This window comes from Nocardioides sp. NPDC127514 (assembly GCF_040302125.1).
In the GTDB taxonomy this organism is placed as follows: Bacteria; Actinomycetota; Actinomycetes; order Propionibacteriales; family Nocardioidaceae; genus Nocardioides.
On record NZ_JBEORF010000004.1, the window covers coordinates 40,730 to 63,353 of the forward strand.

Annotated in this window: 23 protein-coding genes; 7 read left to right on the plus strand and 16 right to left on the minus strand. The window is 70.6% G+C overall.

All coding sequences use genetic code 11. The features are described from left to right. Window positions 1–33: 33 nt before the first annotated feature. The 3 genes from ABTX24_RS04100 (at window position 34) to ABTX24_RS04110 (ending at window position 2,421) form a co-directional block, all read left to right on the plus strand. The gene (locus ABTX24_RS04100) at window positions 34–1,476 is read left to right on the plus strand and encodes an MFS transporter (protein ID WP_350837614.1); all 1,443 of its coding nucleotides are present in this window, start codon (window positions 34–36) and stop codon (window positions 1,474–1,476) included. 62 nt (window positions 1,477–1,538) lie between these two features. Next, window positions 1,539–1,760, plus strand: coding sequence for a heavy-metal-associated domain-containing protein (locus tag ABTX24_RS04105; protein ID WP_350837616.1), 222 nt, complete (start codon window positions 1,539–1,541; stop codon window positions 1,758–1,760). Window positions 1,761–1,860: 100 nt separating this feature from the next. Beyond that, a complete protein-coding gene (locus tag ABTX24_RS04110) occupies window positions 1,861–2,421 on the plus strand; it encodes a hypothetical protein (RefSeq protein WP_160026043.1) in 561 nt (186 codons plus the stop codon). Window positions 2,422–2,614: 193 nt separating this feature from the next. Here ABTX24_RS04110 and ABTX24_RS04115 read toward each other — a convergent pair whose 3' ends face one another. From ABTX24_RS04115 to exaC, 5 genes are read right to left on the minus strand one after another with little or no spacing between them, the layout of a single operon-like run. Further along, window positions 2,615–2,737 (minus strand): hypothetical protein, encoded by a 123-nt coding sequence (locus ABTX24_RS04115; protein WP_350837618.1) that lies wholly within the window; start codon window positions 2,735–2,737, stop codon window positions 2,615–2,617. A gap of 24 nt (window positions 2,738–2,761) precedes the next feature. After that, window positions 2,762–3,034, minus strand: coding sequence for a hypothetical protein (locus ABTX24_RS04120; protein WP_160026044.1), 273 nt, complete (start codon window positions 3,032–3,034; stop codon window positions 2,762–2,764). Window positions 3,035–3,041: 7 nt separating this feature from the next. Next, window positions 3,042–5,003, minus strand: coding sequence for an acetate--CoA ligase (gene acs / locus ABTX24_RS04125; protein WP_350837620.1), 1,962 nt, complete (start codon window positions 5,001–5,003; stop codon window positions 3,042–3,044). A gap of 37 nt (window positions 5,004–5,040) precedes the next feature. Beyond that, window positions 5,041–5,433: a DUF779 domain-containing protein gene (locus ABTX24_RS04130; protein WP_141802077.1), complete on the minus strand. Its 393-nt coding sequence runs from the start codon at window positions 5,431–5,433 to the stop codon at window positions 5,041–5,043. Further along, window positions 5,433–6,956, minus strand: coding sequence for an acetaldehyde dehydrogenase ExaC (exaC, locus tag ABTX24_RS04135; RefSeq protein ID WP_350837622.1), 1,524 nt, complete (start codon window positions 6,954–6,956; stop codon window positions 5,433–5,435). Before exaC ends, ABTX24_RS04130 begins: the two co-directional genes overlap by 1 nt. Window positions 6,957–7,102: 146 nt before the next feature. On the opposite strand from exaC, the gene ABTX24_RS04140 reads away from it, so the two are divergent. From ABTX24_RS04140 to ABTX24_RS04155, 4 genes are read left to right on the plus strand one after another with little or no spacing between them, the layout of a single operon-like run. After that, window positions 7,103–8,314: a helix-turn-helix domain-containing protein gene (locus ABTX24_RS04140; RefSeq protein ID WP_350717442.1), complete on the plus strand. Its 1,212-nt coding sequence runs from the start codon at window positions 7,103–7,105 to the stop codon at window positions 8,312–8,314. A 1-nt stretch (window position 8,315) separates the two neighbouring features. Beyond that, complete coding sequence (locus ABTX24_RS04145) at window positions 8,316–9,560, plus strand: iron-containing alcohol dehydrogenase (RefSeq protein ID WP_160026048.1); 1,245 nt, start codon at window positions 8,316–8,318, stop codon at window positions 9,558–9,560. A gap of 10 nt (window positions 9,561–9,570) precedes the next feature. Continuing rightward, on the plus strand, window positions 9,571–10,938 hold the full coding sequence (locus ABTX24_RS04150; RefSeq protein ID WP_160026049.1) for a MadS family sensor histidine kinase: 1,368 nt from the start codon (window positions 9,571–9,573) through the stop codon (window positions 10,936–10,938). Between the two features lie 19 nt (window positions 10,939–10,957). Then, window positions 10,958–11,671, plus strand: coding sequence for a MadR family response regulator transcription factor (locus tag ABTX24_RS04155; protein ID WP_350837624.1), 714 nt, complete (start codon window positions 10,958–10,960; stop codon window positions 11,669–11,671). A gap of 17 nt (window positions 11,672–11,688) precedes the next feature. Here ABTX24_RS04155 and ABTX24_RS04160 read toward each other — a convergent pair whose 3' ends face one another. The 11 genes from ABTX24_RS04160 to mftA all read right to left on the minus strand — a co-directional run bounded on the left by ABTX24_RS04160 (window position 11,689) and on the right by mftA (window position 22,565). Then, a complete protein-coding gene (locus ABTX24_RS04160; protein ID WP_350837626.1) occupies window positions 11,689–12,291 on the minus strand; it encodes an acetate uptake transporter in 603 nt (200 codons plus the stop codon). Between the two features lie 241 nt (window positions 12,292–12,532). Then, window positions 12,533–13,453, minus strand: a complete 921-nt coding sequence (mftM, locus tag ABTX24_RS04165) for a mycofactocin oligosaccharide methyltransferase MftM (protein ID WP_350837628.1) — start codon at window positions 13,451–13,453, stop codon at window positions 12,533–12,535. Continuing rightward, complete coding sequence (locus tag ABTX24_RS04170) at window positions 13,450–14,970, minus strand: VWA domain-containing protein (RefSeq protein ID WP_350837630.1); 1,521 nt, start codon at window positions 14,968–14,970, stop codon at window positions 13,450–13,452. The genes mftM and ABTX24_RS04170 overlap by 4 nt, the downstream gene beginning before the upstream one ends. A gap of 19 nt (window positions 14,971–14,989) precedes the next feature. Next, window positions 14,990–16,162, minus strand: a complete 1,173-nt coding sequence (locus ABTX24_RS04175; protein ID WP_350837632.1) for an AAA family ATPase — start codon at window positions 16,160–16,162, stop codon at window positions 14,990–14,992. Between the two features lie 97 nt (window positions 16,163–16,259). Then, window positions 16,260–17,552 (minus strand): NDMA-dependent methanol dehydrogenase, encoded by a 1,293-nt coding sequence (gene mdo / locus ABTX24_RS04180; protein ID WP_160026054.1) that lies wholly within the window; start codon window positions 17,550–17,552, stop codon window positions 16,260–16,262. 102 nt (window positions 17,553–17,654) lie between these two features. After that, on the minus strand, window positions 17,655–19,073 hold the full coding sequence (gene mftF / locus ABTX24_RS04185) for a mycofactocin biosynthesis glycosyltransferase MftF (RefSeq protein ID WP_350837634.1): 1,419 nt from the start codon (window positions 19,071–19,073) through the stop codon (window positions 17,655–17,657). After that, on the minus strand, window positions 19,070–19,765 hold the full coding sequence (gene mftE, locus ABTX24_RS04190; RefSeq protein WP_350837636.1) for a mycofactocin biosynthesis peptidyl-dipeptidase MftE: 696 nt from the start codon (window positions 19,763–19,765) through the stop codon (window positions 19,070–19,072). The genes mftF and mftE overlap by 4 nt, the downstream gene beginning before the upstream one ends. Beyond that, window positions 19,749–20,951, minus strand: coding sequence for a pre-mycofactocin synthase MftD (gene mftD / locus ABTX24_RS04195; protein WP_350837638.1), 1,203 nt, complete (start codon window positions 20,949–20,951; stop codon window positions 19,749–19,751). The genes mftE and mftD overlap by 17 nt, the downstream gene beginning before the upstream one ends. Next, window positions 20,948–22,180: a mycofactocin radical SAM maturase gene (gene mftC / locus ABTX24_RS04200; RefSeq protein WP_350837640.1), complete on the minus strand. Its 1,233-nt coding sequence runs from the start codon at window positions 22,178–22,180 to the stop codon at window positions 20,948–20,950. The genes mftD and mftC overlap by 4 nt, the downstream gene beginning before the upstream one ends. Beyond that, the gene (mftB, locus tag ABTX24_RS04205) at window positions 22,177–22,461 is read right to left on the minus strand and encodes a mycofactocin biosynthesis chaperone MftB (protein WP_141802063.1); all 285 of its coding nucleotides are present in this window, start codon (window positions 22,459–22,461) and stop codon (window positions 22,177–22,179) included. The genes mftC and mftB overlap by 4 nt, the downstream gene beginning before the upstream one ends. Beyond that, window positions 22,461–22,565 (minus strand): mycofactocin precursor MftA, encoded by a 105-nt coding sequence (mftA, locus tag ABTX24_RS04210; protein ID WP_008355686.1) that lies wholly within the window; start codon window positions 22,563–22,565, stop codon window positions 22,461–22,463. The genes mftB and mftA overlap by 1 nt, the downstream gene beginning before the upstream one ends. Between the last annotated feature and the right edge of the window lie 59 nt (window positions 22,566–22,624).

Genomic DNA, 22,624 nt, shown 5'->3' on the forward strand with positions numbered 1-22,624 from the left:
GCCGGACGGCCGCCCTGACGAAAAGAGAGAACCATGTCTTCCACAGCATCCCCGGCGGCGGGTGCCAACAGCCGCCGCTGGCTCGCGCTCGGCCTCATCGCCGCCGCCCAGTTCATGGTCATCATGGACACCTCCATCATCGGAGTCGCACTCCCTGAGATACAGCGCGACCTCGGATTCGCCCCGCAGGACCTCAGCTGGGTGTTCAACGCCTACGTGGTGGCCTTCGGCGGCCTCCTCCTGCTGGGCGGCCGGCTCTCCGACCTGCTCGGCGCCCGACGGATCTTCGCCATCGGGTGGCTGGTCCTCGGAGTCGGCTCCCTCGTCGCCGGACTCGCTGACGGCGTCGCGGTCGAGATCGTCGGTCGCGCCGTCCAGGGCGCCGGATCCGCACTCATCGCTCCTTCGGCACTGACGCTCCTGTTCATGACGTTCGGGGCGAACCCGAAGGAGCTGACCAAGGCGCTCGCGCTCTACGGCGCGGCCGCCCCGGCCGGCGGCACGGCCGGCGTGTTCCTCGGTGGCGTGCTCACCGAGTACCTGTCCTGGCCGTGGGTCTTCTTCATCAACGTGCCGATCGCCGTCGGCGTACTCCTCCTGACGCCCGCCGTGATGCCGGCGGGCCGGGCGCAGCGCGGCCGCATCGACGTTCTCGGCGCGCTCACCGTCACCCTGGGCCTCGCCGCGGTGGTGTTCGCCGTCGTACGCATCCCTGAGCAGGGTTGGGGGTCGCCCAGCACGCTCATCGCCGGTCTCGTCGGCATCGCCCTGCTCGCCGCCTTCGTGGCCCTGCAGGCCGGCTCGGCGGCACCGCTGATGCGCCTGGGGATCTTCCGGGCGCCGAACCTGGCCGCCGCCAACATCGCCCAGCTCCTGCTCGGCGCGGCCTGGATCCCGATGTTCTTCTTCATCAACCTCTACCTCCAGCAGGTTCTCGGGCTCGGTGCCTTCGAGTCCGGCGCCGCCCTGCTGCCCATGACGGTGACGATCATGCTCGGCATGGTCGCCATCGCCCCGCGACTGACCGCCGCGTACGGACCCAAGGCGATGACCGTCGGCGGCCTCGTCGCCCTCGGAATCGGCCTGGTCTGGCTCTCCCGGATCGACGCCGACGGCAGCTTCGCCGTCGACGTGCTCCCGGCCACGCTGGTCACCGCGGCGGGCATGGCGCTGGCGTTCATCCCGTCGCTGAGCACGGCGCTCGGCGCGGCCGCACCCGAGGAGGGCGGTCTCGCCGCCGGGATCGTCAACACCAGCTACCAGGTCGGCTCCGCGCTGGGGCTGGCGGCGATGACCGTCGTCGCCTCCGCGTACGGCTCCGACCAGGTCGGCGACCTGGCCGCCATGACCGACGGCTTCTCAGCCGGCTTCCTCGGCGCGGCCGGCATCGCCCTCGCCGGTGCGGTCGTCACCGGGATCGGCTGGAAGCCGGTCCGCACCGCGACCGCCGCCGAGTCGGTTCCCGCCGGCCGCTAGCAGTCCGCCCCTCTTCGTGGCCCCGGATCCGTCCGGGGCCACGACGGCACCAGGAGACCGCCATGCAGACCATTCAGCTGTACGTCGAGGGCATGCGCTGCCCTCAATGCGTCCGTGAGGCCACGGCTCGGCTCCGGGACCTCCCCGGGATCGCCACCCTCACCGCTGACCGCGGCACCGGCCGCATCACCGTCACCGGAGACGTCGCCGCCACCGACCTGCTCTCCGCCCTCGCGGGCAGCAGCTTCACGGCCGAGGTGCGTTCCGTGACGCCCGTGCGTTGAGGCCGTCGTCACTCCCTCATCTCGCCGTCGGTGTCCTGCGCCGCCACGACACTCCGCCACCTTCGAACACACTGTCGGTGCTGTCCTCGACAATGGACCGGTGACCTTTCGACGCGCAGACGATCTCAATCGCTACCTGCGCGGTCACGTCTTCGTCGACGAGACAAAGACGAGGGATTACGTCGTCGCTGCGGCCACATTGCCAGCAGCCAAAGTCACGCAAGCCCGCAAGGCGCTTCGTGGACTGCTTCTGCCCCGACAGGACCGCATCCACTTCGCCAAGGAGAAGGACGCCTATCGTGACCGAGTTCTTCACGTGATGCGTGGGCTCGAGGTCCAGGTCACCCTCTACGTCGCGAAGACCAAGGACCAACGCGCTGGACGTGCAGCCTGCCTGACCGCTGTGGTCGAAGATGTTCTCAAGGATCGAGCTTCCCACTTGGTCATCGAGCGCGACGAGAGCCTCATGCGCTCGGATCTCGAACTGATCTCCGACCTGCTCTACCCGGTGACCAACAAGCCGTCGTACCGCCTCGACGTCCCTCGCAGTGAACCGCTCCTGTGGATCAGCGACGCAGTGTGCTGGTGCTACCAGCGCGGCGGCCGTTGGACCGACGCGGCTTCGCCACTGGTCGTGGATGTCCGCCACATCATGGTCTGACCGCTCCGAGTGGGCGGAAACCTGACAGCCTCAGAAATGGCGCGAGCCCGGCTCATCCACCGTCCGGAAGACTGCCGGGCTTACTTCGCGGGCCTACAAGGCCGTTGCGATCCCTACTTTACAGGTTCAACCTGCAATGGAGTAGGGCCGAGCGTTGCCGGCAAGACCCGAACGATACGCACCTCCGTCCCCATCAGGGCAGAAGCTGTGCCAGCAACTGCAGCCAGCGCGGGCCTCGCAGCACGCCCTCCCGGGTGTGCAGCCCGAGATCGTGGAACACCTCCGGGCATCGGCAGGTGCGGATCACGGTCTTCACGGATCGTCCGCCTCTCGGGTGGGATCACTTGGTGCTCAGGGAGCCTGACACGGTGCGGGTCGGGCGTGCTGCGACCGAGCAGTCGACGCACCACCGGCGGATGTCCTCGGAGCGCAGGTGCCAGAACGCGTGCCAGCCCTGGGTCGGCACACCGCAAAGGGTCACGGACGTGCCGATCCGCTTGAGATGCGCCTCGCCCCAGGGCGCAGGAGCCGCTGTCCCCGCAGGTTGGCGGTGCCGGGCCACGATGACCCAGCTGCGCCCGACGGTCCTGGGATCGACGCCTGTGGCGGGCACGGTCATCTCATCCCCCGACAGCTTCGGCGTCGCGGTTCGCGATCAGGGCCATGACGCTCGGATCGCTGAGTGTGGTGGTGTCGCCGACGTCTCGGCCCTCGGCGACATCGCGCAGGAGGCGGCGCATGATCTTCCCGGACCGTGTCTTGGGCAGCTCCGGGACGATCGTGATCTGCCGCGGCTTGGCGATGGCCCCGATCTCTCGGGCCACATGGTTGCGTAGCTCCTGGATCAGCGCCTCGCCGGTGTTGCCGTCCCCGGAGCGCAGGATCACGTAGGCGACGACCGCCTGGCCGGTGGTCTCGTCGGCGGCGCCGACGACGGCTGCTTCGGCGATCCGCGGGTGGGAGACCAGGGCGGACTCGATCTCGCTCGTGGAGAGCCGGTGACCAGACACGTTCATCACGTCGTCGACGCGGCCCAGGATCCAGATGTCGCCGTCCTCGTCCTTCTTGGCTCCGTCGCCGGCGAAGTAGTAGCCGAGATCCGCGAAGCGAGTCCAGTACGTCTCGACGAAGCGGTCGTCGTCCTGCCACAGCGTGCGCAGCATGGCGGGCCACGGCTTGGTGAGCACCAGGTAGCCGCTCGACCCGTTCGGCACCGAGCGACCCTCCTCGTCGACCACGTCGACGCCGATGCCGGGCAGCGGCCGCATCGCCGAGCCCGGCTTGCCGGCGGTGACGCCGGGGAGGGGGCTGATCATCATCTGACCGGTCTCGGTCTGCCACCAGGTGTCGACGACGGGGCAGCGGTCGCCGCCGATGACCGTGCGGTACCAGAGGTACGCCTCGGGGTTGATCGGCTCGCCGACCGATCCGAGGAGCCGCAGCGAGGTGAGGTCGTACCTGTCAGGGATCTCGCGCCCCCACTTCATGAACGTCCGGACCGCCGTCGGGGCGGTGTAGAAGAGGGTCACGCCGTACCGCTCGATGATCTCCCACCAGCGGCCCCGGTGCGGGCTGTCCGGAGTGCCCTCGTAGAGCACCTGGGTGACGCCGTTGGCGAGCGGCCCGTAGACGATGTAGCTGTGGCCGGTGACCCAGCCGATGTCGGCGGTGCACCAGTAGACGTCCGTGTCCGGCTTGAGGTCGAACACGGCGTGATGCGTGTAGGCCGCGCCGGTCAGGTAGCCGCCGGTGGTGTGCAGGATGCCCTTGGGCTTCCCGGTCGTGCCCGAGGAGTACATGACGTACAGCGGGTGCTCGGCATCGAACGCCTCCGGCGTGTGCTCGGGCGAAGCGCTGTCGACGACGTCGTGCCACCACAGGTCGGTGGCGTCGTCGAAGGGCACGTACTCGCCGGTGCGGCGCACGACGAGGACGTGCTCGACCGGGCTCTGGCCGCCCAGTCGCGCCAGGGCCGCATCGACCGCCGGCTTCAGCGCCGACGGAGCCCCGCGGCGGTAGCCGCCGTCGGAGGTGATCACCAGCTTGGCTCGGCAGTCCTCGATCCTCGAGGCGAGGGCCTCGGCCGAGAACCCGCCGAAGACCACGGTGTGGGTGGCCCCGATGCGGGCACAGGCCAGCATCGCCACGATGGCCTCGGGGATCATCGGCAGGTAGATCGCGACCAGGTCGCCACTGACCACGCCGAGGTCGGTCAGCGCGTTGGCGGCTCGGGACACCTCGTCCTTGAGGTCGGCGTAGGTGATGTCTCGGGTGTCACCGGGCTCGCCGACGAAGTGGAAGGCGACCTTGTCGCCGCGACCGGACTCGACGTGCCGGTCGATGCAGTTGTACGCCGCGTTGAGCTTCCCGTCCGCGAACCACCGCGCGTGGGGTGCGTCGGACCAGTCCAGCACCTCGGTGAACGGCTCGGCCCAGGTCAGCCGCTTCGCCTGCTCGGCCCAGAAGGCCTCGACGTCGGACTCGGCCCGGGCGTACGCCTCCTCGGTGACGTTGGCGGCAGCGGCCAGGTCGGCCGGAGGATCGAAGCGGATCGGTGTGCTGGGGATGGTCAGGTCGGTCATGGCGTCGTGCTTTCTCGGGAGGGCGGGAGGGGAGGCGCTAGCCGAGCAGGGCGGCCTCGTCGTCGGTGAACAGTCGCGACCGGATCAGGAACCGCACGCCCTCGGGCGCCTCCAGGGAGAACCCGGCGCCGCGTCCGGGGACGACGTCGATGGTGAGGTGGGTGTGCGACCAGTACTCGAACTGCGAGCGCGACATCCAGACCGGCACCTGCTGGTCCAGCCCGATGTCCAGGTCACCCAGGTGGATGTCGGCGTCGCCGAGCATGAAGTCGCCGCTCGGGTAGCACATCGGGGCGGAGCCGTCGCAGCATCCACCGGACTGGTGGAACATGACCGGCCCGTGGATACCGACGAGGCGGCGGAGAAGGTCCGCCGCCCCGTCGGTCACGGCGACCCGCGCCGGAAGCGAGGAGGCGTGGGTCGCGCTCATCAGAAGAACCCGAGTGCGTCGGGGCTGTAGCTGACGAGCAGGTTCTTGGTCTGCTGGTAGTGGTCCAGCATCATCTTGTGGGTCTCGCGACCGATGCCGGACTGCTTGTAGCCGCCGAAGGCCGCGTGGGCCGGGTAGGCGTGGTAGCAGTTCGTCCAGACCCGGCCGGCCTTGATCTCCTTGCCGGCCCGGAACGCCTGCGACCCGTCGCGCGACCAGACGCCGGCGCCGAGGCCGTACAGGGTGTCGTTGGCGACCTTGAGCGCGTCGGCCTCGTCGTCGAAGCCGGTCAGCGACACGACCGGGCCGAAGATCTCCTCCTGGAAGATCCGCATCGAGTTGTCACCCTCGAAGACGGTCGGCTGCACGTAGTAGCCCTCGGCGAGGTCGCCCTCGAGGATGGTCCGCTTGCCACCGGTGAGGACCTTGGCGCCCTCGTCCTTGCCGATCTCGATGTAGGACAGGATCTTCTCGAGCTGGTCGTTGCTGGCCTGGGCGCCGATCATCGTGGTGTCGTCGAGCGGGTTGCCCTGCTTGATCTTCTCGACCCGGGCGATCGCGTCGCCGACGAAGTCGGAGTAGATCGAGCGCTGGACGAGCGCACGCGACGGGCAGGTGCAGACCTCGCCCTGGTTGAGGGCGAACATCGTGAAGCCCTCGAGCGCCTTGTCGTAGAAGGCGTCCTTCTCCGCGGCGACGGAGTCGAAGAAGATGTTCGGGCTCTTGCCACCGAGCTCCAGGGTCACCGGGATGATGTTCTGGCTGGCGTACTGCATGATCAGGCGGCCGGTGGTGGTCTCGCCGGTGAAGGCGACCTTGGCGACGCGCGGCGAGGAGGCCAGCGGCTTGCCGGCCTCGACGCCGAAGCCGTTGACGACGTTGAGTACGCCGGCGGGCAGCAGGTCGCCGACCAGCTCGACGAGCTTGAGGATCGACCAGGGCGTCTGCTCGGCCGGCTTCAGGACGACGCAGTTGCCCGCGGCGAGCGCCGGGGCGAGCTTCCAGACCGCCATCAGGATCGGGAAGTTCCACGGGATGATCTGGCCGACGACGCCCAGCGGCTCGTGGAAGTGGTACGCCACGGTGTTCTCGTCGATCTCACCGATGGTGCCCTCCTGGGCACGCAGCACGCCGGCGAAGTAGCGGAAGTGGTCGATGGCGAGCGGGATGTCGGCGGCCAGCGTCTCGCGGACCGGCTTGCCGTTCTCCCAGGTCTCGGCGACGGCGATCGCGGTGAGGTTCTCCTCCATCACATCGGCGATCTTGAGCAGGATGTTGGCCCGCTCCGTCGTCGAGGTCTTCCCCCACGACGGAGCGGCAGCATGTGCGGCGTCCAGGGCGGCCTCGATGTCCTCGGCCGTGCCCCGGGCGATCTCGGTGAACGGCTTACCGTTCACCGGCGAGATGTTCTCGAAGTAGGCACCCTTGACCGGGTCGACCCAGGCGCCGCCGATGTAGTGGCCGTAGCGGCCTTGGACGGTGACCAGCGAGTCGGGCTGGCCGGGAGCTGTGTATACGGTCATCGGGAATTCTCCTCAGGCAAAGTCAGGCATTGGGGCGTGATCGTGGTCACAGACGCTAGGAACGCCGAGGTTGCAGCAACGTTGCGCGACCGATGCAACGTGAATGCAACCTTCAAATGTGACCCTCATCACTTGAGGAGGTCCGGATGAACGATACGAAGCAGAGCCCCTCCATGCGTGCAGCCGTGGCGGACTCGTGGCACCGATCCGCTGCCGCCGGAGTGACCGCGGACGACACGTCCGCGCCGATCACCCTGCCCGAGGACCAGCTCCGGGACATCCGCGCGGCCCATCCGCTGGCTCGCGTGTTCCCGCTCCTCGACGACGTGCTCGGGCAGGCAGCGCGCGACTGCGACGCGATCATGGCCGTCTCGGACGAGGCCGGTCAGCTGCTCTGGGTGTGCGGTGCCCCGGCGGCGCTCCGCCGCGCGGAGCGGATCGGCTTCGTCGAGGGGAGCAACTGGGACGAGCGCCTGGCCGGCACGAACGCGCCCGGGCTCGCGCTCCGGCTCGACCGGCCGACCAGCGTCGTCGCCGCCGAGCACTTCCGGCGCTCGGTGCAGCAGTGGAGCTGCGCCGCGACCCCGATCCACGACCCAGGCGACTCGCGCCTGCTCGGCGTGCTCGACATCACCGGCGGAGACTCCATCGTCGTACCCCAGACGATGGCGATGGTGCGCGCCGCCGCGAGGCTCGCGGAGTCCGAGCTCGCCCGCGAGCAGCTGCTGCCGAGGCCGCCCGAGACCCGGCCGGGCTGGGCGCGCATCGCCGTGGAGACCCTGGGCCGCCAGGACCTGCTGCTGTCGATCGACGACGGCCGCGGGCATCGCGCGCAGCTGCGGCTCTCCCCACGCCACAGCGAGATCTTCCTGCTCCTCGCCAGCGCCCCGCGCGGCCTCTCGGGCGACGAGCTCGCGGTCCTCCTGTACGAGGACGACGGCGGCTCCTCGACGCTCCGCGCCGAGCTGAACCGGCTGCGCAACCTGCTCGGGGAGGAGTTCCTCGCCTCGCGGCCCTACCGGCTCACGACCGAGGTGACCGGCGACTGGCTGGGCGTCGAGGCACGGCTGGCGGTCGGCGACGTCGCCGGCGCGCTCCGCTGCTATCGCGGCCCGATCCTGCCGCGTTCGGTCGCGCCGGGCGTGGTCCGGCTCCGCGAGACCCTGGCGCAGCAGCTGCGCGCGGCGGTGCTGCAGTCGGGCCAGCCCGACCTGGTCTCGACGTGGACCCGGTCGGCATGGGGCGCCGACGACTACGAGATGTGGCTCCGGCTCCGGACCCTGCTGCCCTCCGGCTCGCCGCTGCTGGCGCTCGCCGACGGTCAGATCGCCCGCCTGGACCGCGAGGTCGGTCTCTGAGATGACCGCTGGAATGGCGCCGACGACGGCGGTGATGGCACGCAGCTGGGAGGTGGCTCCTCGGCAGGAGCAGGTCCCGCCGGCCGCTGCCCCGCTCGACCAGGTGGTGAAGTTCCAGGCTCCCGAGGTGGTCTTCGGGCACAACTCGCTCGAGGAAGCGGGCTACGCCGCTGCCCGGCTCGGGGCCAGACGACCGTTCGTCGTCAGCGATCCCGGCATCGTCGAGGCCGGCTGGGTCGACGAGCTGCTCCGGCTGCTCCGGGCCGAGGGGCTCGTCCCGGTGCTGTGGACCGAGGTCACGCCGAACCCCAAGGACCACGAGGTACGCCGCGCCTACGAGAGGTACGTCGAGGCCGAGGCCGACGTCATCGTGGCCATCGGCGGCGGCTCCTGCATGGATGCCGCGAAGGGCGTCGCGGTGCTCTCGGGCAACGGCGGCGACATCCTCGACTACGCCGGGATCGACCAGATCGCCCGGCCGATCCCGCCGATGCTGATGATCCCGAGCACCTCGGGGACCGGCGCCGACGTCTCCCAGTTCTGCATCGTCACCGACACCGACCGCCGGGTGAAGATCACGATCATGGGTCGCGCCCTGGTGCCCGACGTCTCGATCACCGACCCCCGCCTGCTGACCACGATGCCGGAGGCGCTCAACGCCGCGACCGGCCTGGACGCACTGACCCATGGCATCGAGTCGTACGTCTCGCTGGCGCACAACCCGCTGGCCGACGGGCACGCGATGAGCTCGGTCGCGCTCGTCTGCCGGCACCTGCGCTCGACCGTCACCGACCCGACCTCGATGGAGCATCGCGCGATGATGGCGCAGGCGAGCCTGCAGGCGGGCCTGGCCTTCACCAACGCGATCCTCGGCGCGACCCACGCGATGAGCCACCAGGTCGGCGGGCTGCTCGACGCTCCGCACGGTGTGGTCAACGGGGTCCTGCTTCCGCACGTCATCCGCTACAACGCACGCTCGGTCCCCGAGCGGTTCGTCGGCCTCGCCCGGGCCGCCGGACTGCCGGTCGACGGTGTCCCGGGGTACGTCGCGGCCGAGATGCTGGCCGACCACGTGCGGCGCCTGGCCGACGACGTCGGTGTGCCCCGAGGCCTGAGAGACCTCGGGGTGACCGACACCGATCTCGACACCCTGTCGGTGACCACGCTCGACGATGCCTGCCTGACGACGAACCCTCGCCCGGCGAGCCGCGCCGAGATCCACGCGCTCTTCCGAGAAGCCCTGTGAGGGCGATCCAGTGAGCGCTCCCGACCTGGCAGCACTGACCGGCGTACGTTCCGGCAAGCGCTCCTACTACCGCGCCTTCCTGCGCTCCGACGAGCGCATGCAGCAGGCCGTACGTGCCATGGACTCGATCTCGCGTGCGCTGGTGCGCACGGTCGAGGGTCCCCGGGCGCTCCTGGAGGAGGTGGCCCGTGCGGCCGCAGTGCACCTCGCCGCGGAGTGGACGATCCTGGCGCTGGCCGACGGCCACCTGACCGGGGCCCGGCCGAGATTCATCGTCGTCGACCACGACGGCCGAGTGGTCGGCGACGAGGAGGAGCTCCCCGGAGTCGTACGTCGCGAGCTCGGCGCGATCCGGGCCGGACATGCGACCGGGGCGCCGGGGCCGGCTCGCTGGGTGCGGGTGCCGATGACGCTGGAGAGCGTCATGATCGGCAGCCTGGTCGGTCTCCACGGGCTCGCCGACGACCCGGAGCCCGGGGACCTGTCGGTGCTGCGGATCCTGGCCAACGAGGCAGCCGTCGCGCTGCACACCTCCGAGCAGTACCAGGCCGGGCTCGCCCAGCACCGGCGCGCCCAGCGGCTCTACGACGAGGTCGGTGCCCGGGAGCGGGACCTCGAGCAGCGCACCCGTGAGCTGCGTCAGGCCGAGGAACGGCTGCTGGTGGCACGCCAGCGCGAGCTGGTCGACCACGAGCGCCACCGCATCGCGCGGGAGCTGCACGACAGCGTCACCCAGTTCGTGCTCTCGGCGGGGATGTCGGTCGAGGTCGCGCGCGGCGAGACGGAGGAGCTGGGCCCGGCCGGGGAGCGGATCGGCGAGCTCCTCAACACCGCGAAGAAGCTCACCCAGGACGCCGTGGAGCAGCTCCGCCGGGCGATCTACGCCCTGCACCAGCCGCATCGCGACACGGTGTCGTCGCTGCCCGAGCTGCTGCACGAGGTCGCCGAGCACCACCGTCCGCATCTGGACGTGTCGGTGCGGGTGGAGGGCGAGGTCTGCCCGATGCCCGCGGAGGCCAAGCACGACATCGCCCGCGCGGTCGGCGAGGCGCTCTTCAACGTGGCGATCCACGCCGAGGCCAGCCAGGCGGTGCTCCGGCTCCGCTACCGCAAGCACGAGCTCTACGTCGGGGTCGCCGACGACGGCCGTGGGGATCCGGGCCTGCTCGCCCGGAAGCTGCGGCTCGAGCGCGGCGCCTCGATCGACGGCAGGCACCGGGGCCTGGCCAACATCGAGACCCGGATCAGCGAGCTCGGTGGCACCGTCGCGTTCCGGCGCTCGCATCTCGGTGGCGTACGGGTGGAGCTCCGGGTGCCGCTGCCGGTCGTGGATCGCGGCCGGGGAACGATCTGCGGGCTCATCGAGGACCCGCAGTAGCCGCTTCGAGGAGGAACCCATGAACACGCTCAGCCCACCCCTGGCGGCCCCGGCCCAGACCGCGGCCCAGACCGGAGCCCAGACCGGAGCCACAGCAGGCATCGACGTACTGCTGGTCGATGATCACGCGATCGTCCGTCAGGGTCTGCGCTCGATCCTCGAGCGCGAGCCCGGCCTCCGGGTCGTCGCGGAGGCGGCGACGGCGGCGGAGGCGCTCGCCCGGGTGAACAGCGCTCGGCCGGACATCGTGCTCCTCGACCTGAAGCTCTCCTCGTCCTCGGACGCCGAGGGGCTCGAGCTCTGCGCCGCGCTGACCCAGCGGCACCCGGAGGCGCTGATCCTCGTGCTGACGACGTTCCTCGACGAGCAGCTGGTGATGCAGGCGATCCGCGCCGGCGCCCGTGGCTATGTCGTCAAGGACGTCGACACCACCGGGCTGGTCCGCGCCATCCGGGACGTCGCGAGCGGCGGCAGCGCCTTCGACGCGCGCTCCGCGGCCGCGATGATCCGTGGCGTCAACATGCCGGTGACCAGCGACGACTCCGAGCTCACCGCCCGCGAGCTGGAGGTGCTGGAGCTGCTCGCGCACGGGCTGTCGAACCGTGCCATCGGCCACCGGCTCTACATCTCCGACACCACCGCCAAGTTCCACGTGGGCAACATCCTGCGGAAGCTGGGCGTCAGCCGCCGGGCCGAGGCGGTGTACGAGGCGTCCAAGCTCGGCCTCCTCTGACCCGGCGGCCGGAGACGTCACGGCACCGGCAGGACGGTGCGGTCCCAGGTCGTGTTCACGATGATCGCGGCAGAGGCGTAGAGCGCGACCAGGGCGTCCAGGATCAGCACGTAGCCGGCCGTCTGACCGAGAGCGGCGCTGCCGAGGAACGACCCGAAGGCGGCCAGGTAGAAGACCCCGGCCAGGAGCACGAAGATCACGATCGTGGTGGTGTTGGTGCGGAGCGCGGCCAGCAGCATGTAGGTCGTGAACACCGCCCAGGCCAGCAGGAACATCCCCGTGATCGCGGCCCCGCCTGCGGTCACCATCGGGCCGTAGAACTGCACGAGCAGGGCGTAGGAGAGCCAGAACCCGGCGTACGCGGTGAACACCAGGGCCGGGAACGTCTCGCCCCGCCGGAAGTGGACCAGGCCGGCCACGAGCTCGGTCGCGAAGCCCAGGGCCAGCGCGAGAGGCAGGACGGCGGGCAGGGCGGCCGCGTCCACGATCCCCGACATCACGGTGGACAGGACGAGCGCCGAGATCCCGAAGCTGGCCAGTCCGAGCGGGAACGGGTCGCCCCACGTCGTCGGTGCGGTGCCTGGGATGGTCTCTACTGCGTCGATGGATGTGTTCGTCATCGTTCCTCCAAGGGTTCAACCGTCGTCCGGCTGGGCCACGGTTCTCACAAAGTAGTGACGTACGACACACCGACGGACCCGCCGAGCGGGCGGTAGCGCACCTGCCCGCGGGTAGCCCTCCAGCGCGGTTGCGTGCGGTCGACGGACAGGTCGGACCGGGCCCTGACCAGGCCTGACGCGGCCCTGGGAGGACGACTGCTCGTCCGCGTCGCCGACGGACAGGTCGCCACCGGAGAGGCGATCAGCGGTCGGTGTCGATGACGAGCCAGCCACCGTGGTGCTCCACGACCCGGTGCGGGTGTCCCGAGGCCGCACCCCAGGCGGCGAGGTCGTCGAGCGAGACCGTCCGGACGTGTCCCCAGGTCTCGTCGGGCTCGTCCTCGAGGGGTACGGCGATCACCACACGGCGTCGCGCCACCCGGATCGCCTCCGCGACCGCCCGGTCGCCGAGGCCCGGCTCGATGTGCTCGAGGAGGTGGATCAGCAGCACGTTGTCGGCGGCCCCGTCCGACCACGGCAGCCGGGTCGCGTCCGCGGCTCGCGTCGCCAGCGGCACCCCCAGCCCGGCCGCCGCGGCGCCGAGCAGCGTGACGGTGCCGGCGGAGAGGTCGGAGGCGGTCACGTCCCGTCCCGCGGAGGCCAGCCGCAGCGAGAGGAACCCGAAGCAGCAGCCGACCTCGAGGACCGAGCCGGGCGCCAGCTGCTGCTCGACGAAGCGGTAGACGGGGGCGTACTCGGCGACGGTTCCGTGAGCCGGGGCGGCAGGACCGGGCCGGTGCAGCGCCTGCTCCACGCGGCGCAGCGTGTTGCGGTAGAACGCCGCCCACGCCTGCACCGGGTCCTGAGCGCTGCTGACCACGACCCCGGTGAAGAGCCGCTCGAAGAGGTCGGGGCCGCGCAGCCAACCGGGCTGGAACAGCTCCTCGGCCAGCAGACCCGAGAGGTCGTCGTCGATCTGGTCCGTACGCAGGCAGTGGATCAGATGGACCTGGTGGCCCTCACGGTGCACGTCGAAGTGGCGGGTGCGGATCGTCCCGAGATGACGCCGCGGGCGCGGACCCTGCCAGGCCCGGACGCTGACGAGCTCGTCGCGGTAGACCCCGACCTCGGGGCCGGGTCGCAGCGCGTCGATCACATCCAGCTCGCCGGGCGGCGTGGTCATCGGCCGACCGACATCGTCTGGGTGACGTTGTCCAGCCCGCGCAGGTTGCGGACGACCTGGACCTTGTCGCACCACTCGGCGTACTCCGGCAGGTCACAGCCCCCGAGCGCCCAGGAGTAGCGCGGCTCAGGGGTGAGCCAGATCGTCGACCGGGCGCGCCGCGTGAGCTCCTCGAAGGCGGCGAAGCCCGGATCCTTGCCGTTGCCGCGGCCGTCGCCGAGGATCACCAGCGTGGTCCGCCGGTTCACGGCCGAGCCGAACTGCTCGAGGAACTGCTCGAACGAGGCCCCGTAGTTCGAGTCCGCGTCCACGTCGAGCACCCCGCCGGCCGGCAGGCCCGCCAGCACCAGGGACAGCGCGTCCTCGATCCGGTGCTCGGCGAACAGGTCGGTGATCTCGACGAGGTCCTTCACGAACGCGAACGACCGGACGGAGGTCGCCACCGACTGCAGGCTGTGCAGCAGGTGCAGCGTGAAGCGGGCGGTGGAGCGTACGGACAGGGAGACGTCGCAGAGGACGAGCAGCCGTGGCCGGTCGTGCGCCTTGGCGACGGTCACCGGGCGGAACGGCACCCCGTCGTACTTCATGTTGGTGCGCATCGTCCGCCGGCCGTCGACGATGCCACGGGCGGCGACCGTACGCCGCGGGCGTGGCGCTCCGTGGAGCTTCCGGAGCAGCCTCCGCAGCGACTCCTCCAGGGCGGCGCGGTCGTGCTCGGCCACGGTCTCCGCCTGCGCCGCCTGGATCTCCCGCGACTCGATCTCGCGCTCCATGCTCATCAGCCGCTCGAGGTGGTCCCGGATCCGCTCGGGCAGCGTGGCCAGCCACGGGGAGAGTGCCTTGCGGAGCTCCGCGAGGGCATCATCGTCGTCGATGCCGCCGTCGGGTTCGCGCTCCTCGAGCCAGCTCAGCAGGGCGATCTCCTCCTGCACGGACAGCTCGGTGTCGAGCTGCATCCCGCCGTCCCGGATCAGCTCGCCCGGGTTGCCGGGGTTGTGCATCCGGCTGGTCGAGAGCTGGACCCGCGCGGCCTCCCCGGGGCTCGACTTGGGGTCGTTGGAGAGGACGATCTCGTCGGTGAGCGCGGCGATGTCGATCTTGTTCGCCTCCTGGTGGAGGTTGTAGCGCTGCGCCATGTCCTCGGGCTTGAAGTACTCCTTGATGTCGTCCGGCTTGCCGTGGCTGTGCCCATCCTCGGGCACCTCGCCCGGCTCCTCGGAGAGCGTGAAGTCGGTGAGCTCCCCGTCGTCGGAGAGGTCGTCGTGGCTGTGCCCGTGCTCGTCCGTGTCCTCGACGACCGGGCGCAGCCCGAAGAACCGGTCGAAGACGAGATCGAAGGTGTCCAGGTCGCGACGGTCCTTGACCAGGCTCGCGGTCAGCGCGGCGTGGAGCAGGTGGCGCTGCTCGAGCACCCCGGGCTGGGCGACCGCGTGCATCGCGTCGATCACCTCGGCGGTGCTCACGCGTACGCCGTAGAGCCGGAGCAGCCGGATGAAGCGGTGGAGTGCGGTCTCCATGTCGGGCCCCGATCCCGGCTCAGACCGGGCGCTTGCGGGCCGACGGGAACGCCCGGCTGCCCTGGCTGGTGGACACCGAAGGTGCCGTACGCGGCCCGGTGCCGCCGGCACCGCCGTAGTAGCCCGCGTTGTGCCGGCCGGGCTGGTCCTTCGCCTTCCGCTCGGCGCGGCCGTCGACATCGTCATCGCTCGGGCCGTGGGAGTGTCCGTGACCATGGCCATGCCCGTGGCCGTGCAGGTGGTCGGGGACCTCGGCGTTCGGGTCGACCAGCCGCGGCAGCGCCTCCATCACCCGCTTGAGGTCGCGCTCGTACTTCACCACCACGTTGAGGGTCGTCGAGAGCACGTCGGCGGTGAGCTCCTCGACGCCGAGCACCGCCAGCGTACGAGCCCAGTCGACGGTCTCGGAGATGCTGGGCGCCTTGCGCAGCTCCAGCTCGCGGATGCCCCGGACGATGTCGACGAGGCGCGCGGCGAGCGAGTCGGCGAGCCCGGTCTCCTTGGACCGGATGATCTCCAGCTCGCGGGCCGCGTCGGGGTAGTCGAGGAAGAGGTGCAGGCAGCGGCGCTTGAGCGCGGCGGAGAGGTCGCGGGTGTTGTTCGAGGTCAGGACGACGTACGGCATCGTCCGGGCGGTCACGGTGCCGATCTCGGGGATGGAGATCTGGAACTCCGCGAGCAGCTCGAGCAGCACCGCCTCCAGGGCCTCGTCGGCCCGGTCGACCTCGTCGATGAGGAGCACCACCGGGGTGTCGGAGTCGATCGCCTCGAGCAGCGGGCGCGCGGCCAGGAACCGCTGGGAGAAGAACACCGAGTCCTGCTTGGCGATCCTCTCGACGGCCTCGTTCAGGTCGGCGGCGTCCTCGACGACCTGACCGATCTTCTCGCGCAGGATCTGGGTGTAGAGCAGCTGCTTGCCGTAGTCCCACTCGTAGAGCGCCTTGGTCTCGTCCTGGCCCTCGTAGCACTGCAGCCGGATCAGGCGCCGTCCGGTCGCGGCGGCCAGGCTCTCGGCCAGCTGGGTCTTGCCGACGCCGGCCGGGCCCTCGAGCAGGACCGGCTTCTCCAGCCGGGTCTGCAGGAAGACCGTGGTGGCGAGCCGGTCGTCGGCGAGGTAGCCGCACGTCGCCAGCTGGGCGCGGGTGTTCTCGACGTCGGTGAAGCCCTGGATCGGTTCGGTGGTGGTCGACACGTGCACTCCTCGAGGTGGTGGATGGGGCGAGGTGGCGGGTCCGGCCGGTGATCTCAGCGGGCCGGACCCGCCACGTTCGCGGGATCAGGCGGGCCGATCAGCCGAGCAGGTCGTCCAGGTCGCCGTTGAGGCAGTGGTCGACCACCGGACGTACGGTCTCGAACGTGCACTCCTTGGCGTTGCCCGGCGTGCAGGCGTCACCCAGGACGTGGTTGGTGATCCGGTCGACGTCGGTGTCGTCGCCGACGATCTCCTTGGCGTTCTCGTAGTACGCGGTCGGCCCCTGGCCGAGCCGGTTCTTCGAGTACGTGTCCTGCTTGACGTCGACGAACCGCTCGGTGATGCCGACGTCGCGCAGCAGCCGGATGGCCGCGGCGAGCGCCGCGTCGGCGGCCTGCACGTCGGTCATGCCGTGGGTGTCGACGCCCATCGCGCGGGCGATGTCGGCGAACCGCTTGTAGTGCGTGGGCATGTTGAACGCCCACACCCGCGGCAGCGCGATCGCGTTGTTGAGGCCGTGGTGGGTGTCGTAGAACGCGCTGATGGCGTGGCTGATCGAGTGGATGATGCCGAGGCCGCCGGAGTTGAACGCCTGAGCGGCGATGTACTGGGCGTACATCATGCCCTCGCGGCCGCCGAGGTCCTGGCCGTTCCAGACCGCCTGCCGCAGGTTCTCCGAGGTCAGCTTGATCGCGTGCAGCGCGTTGCCGAGCGATGGCTGGAAGTTGATCCGGGAGACGTACGGCTCGCTGGCGTGCGCCAGGACGTCAAAGCCGCACTGCGCGGTGTAGTCGACCGGGCAGTCGAAGTAGAGCACCGGGTCGTCGATCGCCAGGCTGGCCACCGAGGCGTCGTCGAAGGCGACGTACTTGTGCGGGTTGTCCGGGTCGGTGGTGGTGTCGGTGATGACGTACGCCCAAGACGTCTCGGATCCGGTGCCGGCGGTCGTCGAGACGGCGATGTGCGGCGGGTTCTTGGGGTTCTCGGACATGTTGAAGCCCTCGAACTCGTTGACGTTACGGCCGTCGTGGGCGACCGAGATGCGCGCGCCCTTGCAGGCGTCGTGCGACGAGCCGCCGCCGATGGAGACGAACGAGTCGCACTCGTTCTCCTGGTAGAGCTTCACCGAGTCCATGACGTTGTAGTCCTTGGGATTGGACTCGACCTTGTCGTACACGACGACCTCGAGGCCGTGGTACTTCATCGACTCGACGATCTTGGTGACGATGTCCGTGCCGCGCAGGCCGGACGTCATCACGAGGGTCTTGCGGAAGCCCATCTTCAGAGCCTCGGGCCCGATCATCTCGTGAGCGCCGGGGCCCATGAGGGCTCGAGGGAACGGGTGGAACTCCTTGATGGGGAAGGGCTTGAGTAGTTCGTCGACCTGCATGGCAAACCTCCGGTTGGTGTGTGACGCTCAGCACATTAGGTACGCCGACAGAGCCGCGAACAGGCGAGGAACGGGAAACAGCCCGGCCCGGGAGGGGCCTACCTACCCGTTGGGAGAGGTGCCGCCCTGGCCGGTCTTCTGGCCGGTCTTCTGGCCGGGTCGGCGCGGCAGCAGACAGGTCACCGAACGTGCTCTGAACGCGCCGGCCCAGAGCCCCGCGCCGTACGCCATGTCGTCCAGCCGCCGGGCCAGCGGCCGGTATCTCGTGCCGGGGTTGTCGACCTGGGCGACGACCACGTCGACGAGCAGCGAGGCGGCGAGGGCGCGCCTCAGGAGCCTGCTGTGCGGGGCGAGGAGCGCGGTCAGCGGCCACCAGTGCCGCAGCAGCAGCGCGGCCTCCTGGCGGATGGTCCAGCCGAGGCCCTGGGCGCAGAGCTGGACCGCGAGAAGATCGCGGCCGGGGGTCTCCGGCAGCCGTCGTCGCAGCGAGAGCGTGCCGTAGGCGATCCCGACCGCGGCCACCGGGAGCGACCACCGGCGGTGCACCATCAGCGCGGCCGCGGTGGCGGCCATGCTGGCGGTCATCACCGCCGGGGCACCCTTGCGACCGTGCCGGACGGCGAGATCGGCGCCGCCGGTCCCGTAGAGGTACTTGCGGCCCAGCCAGCCGCGGATCGTGGTGCGGGTGTCGTGCCAGGCCACCTGGTCCGGGTCGTAGCGGACGACCTCGCCGGCCTCGACCAGCCGCCACACCAGGTCGACGTCCTCGCCCACCCGCATCGACTCCTCGAAGCCCTGGCCGAGCCGGGACCTACGTCCGACCAGGCAGGCGCTGGGCAGCCAGCCCACCGCGGCGCCGGGACGTACGACGCAGGCCCGGGTACCGAGCGCGAGCGAGGAGTCGTCCTCGTCGAAGCGCTCGAACCACCGTGGCGCCCGGCTGCGTGCGCGGCTGCGGACCAGCGGCGCCACCAGCGCGACTCGGCTGTCGGCGAAGTGGCGAGAGAGAGCCAGGAGCGTGCTCGCCTCGACCGTGACGTCGGAGTCGACGAAGGCGACGTACGGGGTGCGGACGGCCCGCAGGCCCGCGTTGCGCGCGCCGGCCGGGCCGAGGTTCTCCGGCAGCCGGATGATGCGCGCCCCGTGGCGACGGGCCACCTTCTCGACCGCGTCGGGATCGTGGGAGTCGTCGTCGACGACGATGCGTTCGAGACCGGCCAGCGGGCCGAGCGCACGGTCGAGCTGGTCGGGGCGGTCGCGCACCGGGATCACGACGGTGAGCTCAGCCGGGTCCACCCCGGGGCCGCTGAGCACGGGATCGGCCAGGTTCCCGTCGACGAGCCTGGCCGCGAGCGCCTCCGTGGCCGCGTCGACCACCGTGACCTCGCCGTCGTCGAGACGGGCCAGTGCGGCATCGGTGAGCCGGACGGCACGCAGCGGCGAACCACCGACCAGCAGCCGCCGGTCGATGCGGCGTACGTCCTCCCGGACTCGGACCCGGAAGCCGGTCGGGAATCTCACCCCACTGCCACGCCGCCGGGAGCCAGCACGTCCATCGTGGTCTGCTCGATCATCAGGGTGAGCGCCTCGGCTCCCTGCGCCGCGGTGGCGCCGGTCGGGTCGCCGAGCACGCCGTTGGCGGAGACCGCCGCGACCCCGCCCGCCCGCATCGCCGGGAGGATCTCCGCGAGCGGCCGGGTGTCGCCGGGCTCGGCCAGGTCCATGCGTACGGCCTCGGGCCGCAGGTGCAGCATCAGGGACGTCTCGGTGCGGCCCGCGTGCAGGTCGAACTCCTCGGTGCGGCACGGCAGCCAGCACGCGGACTGCCGCTCGAAGGTGAGCTGGTTGACCGCGCTGGTCAGTGCGGCGGCGTTGCCACCGTGGCCGTTGACCAGCACCACCCGCTCGGCCCAGGTGCGGGCCGAACGGACGAGCTCGACGACGACCAGATGGAGCGCATCGCTCCCGATCGACACCGTGCCGGGGAACGACTGGTGCTCGCCGCTGGAGCCGATCGCGATCGGCGGCGCCACCCAGCTCTGGACACCCTGCTCCGCGAGCCGTTCGGCCACCCCCTGCGTGACCGCGGCCGCGATGGTGGTGTCGGTGTCGAACGGCAGATGCGGTCCGTGCTGCTCCAGCGATCCGACGGGCACCAGCAGGACCGTGCCCCTGCCCACCTCAGGCCAGGTGGCATCAGCCAGCGTGGACATGGAAGCCGTCCGGGACGATCAGGTGCTCCGGGCTCAGCTCGGCGACCGACCCGACCGCGAGCCCCCGCAGCGCCGAGTCGATGCCACCGCTGAGCACGTCGAGGACGTTCTCGACCCCGGCCTGGCCGTTGGCGGCCAGACCCCACAGGTACGCCCGGCCGATCAGCACCGCCTTCGCCCCGAGCGCGAGCGCCTTGACGACGTCGGAGCCGCGGCGTACGCCTCCGTCCATCACCACGTCGACCTGGTCCCCGACGCGGTCGGCGATCGGCTTGACCATCCTGATCGCGGCCGGGGTGCCGTCGAGGTTGTTCCCGCCGTGGTTGGACACCGAGATGCCCGCGACCCCGGCATCGACCGCGCGGAGCGCGTCGTCGACCCGGCACACGCCCTTCAGCACGAACGGCGTGCCGCTGATCTGGTGCCACTGCTCGCGCATCCAGACGACGTCGTCCCAGCTCGGCGGCGGAGTGGTCATCCACTCGTAGTAGGCGCCGAAGAACGTCGGCGCGCTGCCGCCCGGCGGGGCGAGGTTGGGCGCGGTGAGATCCGGGAAGGAGCCCGTACGCCCGAACTGCCACGCCCACCGGGGCCGGGCCGCCACCTGCGGCGCCAGCCGCAGCATCGTCCGCAGGTCGACCTTCTCCGGGATCTCGGGGCTGCCCCAGTCACGGCCGATCGAGAAGGACCAGTCGAGGGTGGCGATCAGGCCCTGGGCGCCGGCGGCGTGCGCCCGCTGCATGCGCTGGATCATCGTGTCACGGTCGCCGGTCCAGTACATCTGGAAGAACGTGGTGGCACCGGTCGCCGCCACCTCCTCCACCGACCGCGAGGCGAAGTTGGACAGCCCCATGATGGTGCCGCGGGCCGCGGCGGCACGGGCGACCGCGACCTCGCCGTCGGGATGCACGGCCTGGACGCCGGTCGGGCTGATCAGGACCGGCAGCGGGACGGAGTGGCCGAAGACGGTCGTGCCCAGGTCACGCTTGGCGTGCTGTCCGACGACGTGGGGCGCCCAGCCGAGCTCGGCGAAGGCGGCCTGGTTGTCGGTCATGCTCTGGCCGCGCTCGGAGCCGGCGACCAGCGCGCCGTAGACCGGCTTGGGCAGCCGGCGCCGGGCACGTTCCTGGGCCACCGCGACCGACTCGAACCACGGGTTCTTCTTCCAGGGGTTCTCGAGCTTCATGACAGGTCACCTCCGGCGAGCGGGTCTTCGTTGCAGGCGGAGACGGGGCGCCGCCTGGTGGCACCGAGGTTGAGCAGCACAGGTGCGTTGCGGCTGGCCTGGCTGCGGGAGTGGTCCTGGCTCGCCTGCGGGACGAGCCGGTCGCCGGCGAGCGCCGTCTCGCCGTAGCCCTGGACGCACTCCGGGTCCGGGCCGTCCAATGGCAGCCCGGTGAAGAACTTGGCGGCCATGCAGCCGCCGCGGCAGGCGTCGAAGTGCTGGCACTTCGTGCAGGCTCCGCCGGTCTGCGGCGAGCGGAGCTCCTGGAAGAGCGCGGAGGTCTGCCAGACCTCCTGGAATCCGCCCTCACCGAGCAGGTTGCCGGCCAGGAACTGGTCGTGGATCGCGAACGGGCAGGCGTAGACGTCGCCGATCGGGTCGATCAGGCACACTACCCGTCCGGCGCCGCACAGGTTGAGCCCGGGGAGCGACTCGCCGTAAGCGGCCAGGTGGAAGAAGGAGTCGCCGGTGAGGACGTCCTCGCCATGAGCCATCAGCCAGTCGTAGAGCTCGCGCTGCTGCTCAGGCAGCGGGTGCAGCTCGTCCCAGACGTCGGCGCCGCGACCCGACGGGCGCAGCCTGGTGAGGCGCAGGGTCGCGCCGTGCTCGTCGGCGATGGCCTTGAAGTCGTCCAGCTGGCCGATGTTCTCCCGCGTGCAGACCACGGAGATCTTGGCGTCGGAGAAGCCGGCGTCGCGAAGGTTCCTCAACGCGAGCAGCGCGGTGTCGTACGAGCCGGCTCCGCGGACCCGGTCGTTGACCTCCGCCGTCGCGCCGTCCAGAGAGATCTGCACGTCGACGTAGTCGGTCGAGGCCAGGAAGGCAGCGCGCTCGGGGGTGATCCGGAAGCCGTTGGTGGAGAACTTCACGCCGACCTGGTGGTCGACGGCGTACTCCACGAGCTCCCAGAAGTCGGGGCGGATCGTCGGCTCGCCGCCGCCGATGTTGACGTAGAAGATCTGCATACGCTGCAGCTCGTCGATGACCGCCTTGCACTGCTCGGTGCTGAGCTCGCGCGGGTCGCGCCGTCCCGAGCTCGACAGGCAATGGGCGCACTCGAGGTTGCAGGCGTACGTCAGCTCCCAGGTCAGACAGATCGGGGCGTCGAGGCCGAACTCGAACTGCTCGACGAGGCTGCCGCCTGCGGGACGGCCCTGGGGAGTGGTGGGGCGTTCTGGTGCGAGGGTCACACTGCCTCCTCATGGCGGGGGCGGATCATGTCGGTCTCGGCGAGGGCGCGGAGCGCCGCTGCGTACGCGTCGTGCTGCTCCGGCGGGATGCCGGCCGCGTCGAGCGCGCTGCCGAGACGGGGGTGCTGCTCGAGGAGCCGGACCACCTCGACCAGCTCCGGCCGCTTGAGGAAGGTCAGCTTCCGGTTGCCGAAGTGGTAGGCGAGGGCCCCGAAGGGCTCAGGACGCAGCGCCACCGAGGGCGAGAGTGTCCACGGCTCCTCGAGCATGCGATCGGGCATCAGTAGACGCCGCACATTCCGTCGATCGAGACCTCCTCGATGAGGTCCTCGGTGGCGACGTCGCTGGCGATGTCGACCGGGTTCGACTCGTTCTGGGGTTCCATCTGCTGCTCCTCTCACGGGGTGACCGTTCGCACGTTAATCACGGCGTGAGCGCAGCAAC

Coding starts and splice junctions, on each gene's coding strand:
- ABTX24_RS04100 (WP_350837614.1), top strand. CDS start 34: ATGTCTTCCACAGCATCCCCGGCGGCGGGTGCCAACAGCCGCCGCTGG.
- ABTX24_RS04105 (WP_350837616.1), top strand. CDS start 1,539: ATGCAGACCATTCAGCTGTACGTCGAGGGCATGCGCTGCCCTCAATGC.
- acs (WP_350837620.1), bottom strand. CDS start 5,003: ATGACCGACCTGACCATCCCCAGCACACCGATCCGCTTCGATCCTCCG.
- ABTX24_RS04130 (WP_141802077.1), bottom strand. CDS start 5,433: ATGAGCGCGACCCACGCCTCCTCGCTTCCGGCGCGGGTCGCCGTGACC.
- exaC (WP_350837622.1), bottom strand. CDS start 6,956: ATGACCGTATACACAGCTCCCGGCCAGCCCGACTCGCTGGTCACCGTC.
- ABTX24_RS04140 (WP_350717442.1), top strand. CDS start 7,103: ATGAACGATACGAAGCAGAGCCCCTCCATGCGTGCAGCCGTGGCGGAC.
- ABTX24_RS04145 (WP_160026048.1), top strand. CDS start 8,316: ATGACCGCTGGAATGGCGCCGACGACGGCGGTGATGGCACGCAGCTGG.
- ABTX24_RS04155 (WP_350837624.1), top strand. CDS start 10,958: ATGAACACGCTCAGCCCACCCCTGGCGGCCCCGGCCCAGACCGCGGCC.
- ABTX24_RS04160 (WP_350837626.1), bottom strand. CDS start 12,291: ATGACGAACACATCCATCGACGCAGTAGAGACCATCCCAGGCACCGCA.
- mftM (WP_350837628.1), bottom strand. CDS start 13,453: ATGACCACGCCGCCCGGCGAGCTGGATGTGATCGACGCGCTGCGACCC.
- ABTX24_RS04170 (WP_350837630.1), bottom strand. CDS start 14,970: ATGGAGACCGCACTCCACCGCTTCATCCGGCTGCTCCGGCTCTACGGC.
- mdo (WP_160026054.1), bottom strand. CDS start 17,552: ATGCAGGTCGACGAACTACTCAAGCCCTTCCCCATCAAGGAGTTCCAC.
- mftE (WP_350837636.1), bottom strand. CDS start 19,765: ATGTCCACGCTGGCTGATGCCACCTGGCCTGAGGTGGGCAGGGGCACG.
- mftD (WP_350837638.1), bottom strand. CDS start 20,951: ATGAAGCTCGAGAACCCCTGGAAGAAGAACCCGTGGTTCGAGTCGGTC.
- mftB (WP_141802063.1), bottom strand. CDS start 22,461: ATGCCCGATCGCATGCTCGAGGAGCCGTGGACACTCTCGCCCTCGGTG.
- mftA (WP_008355686.1), bottom strand. CDS start 22,565: ATGGAACCCCAGAACGAGTCGAACCCGGTCGACATCGCCAGCGACGTC.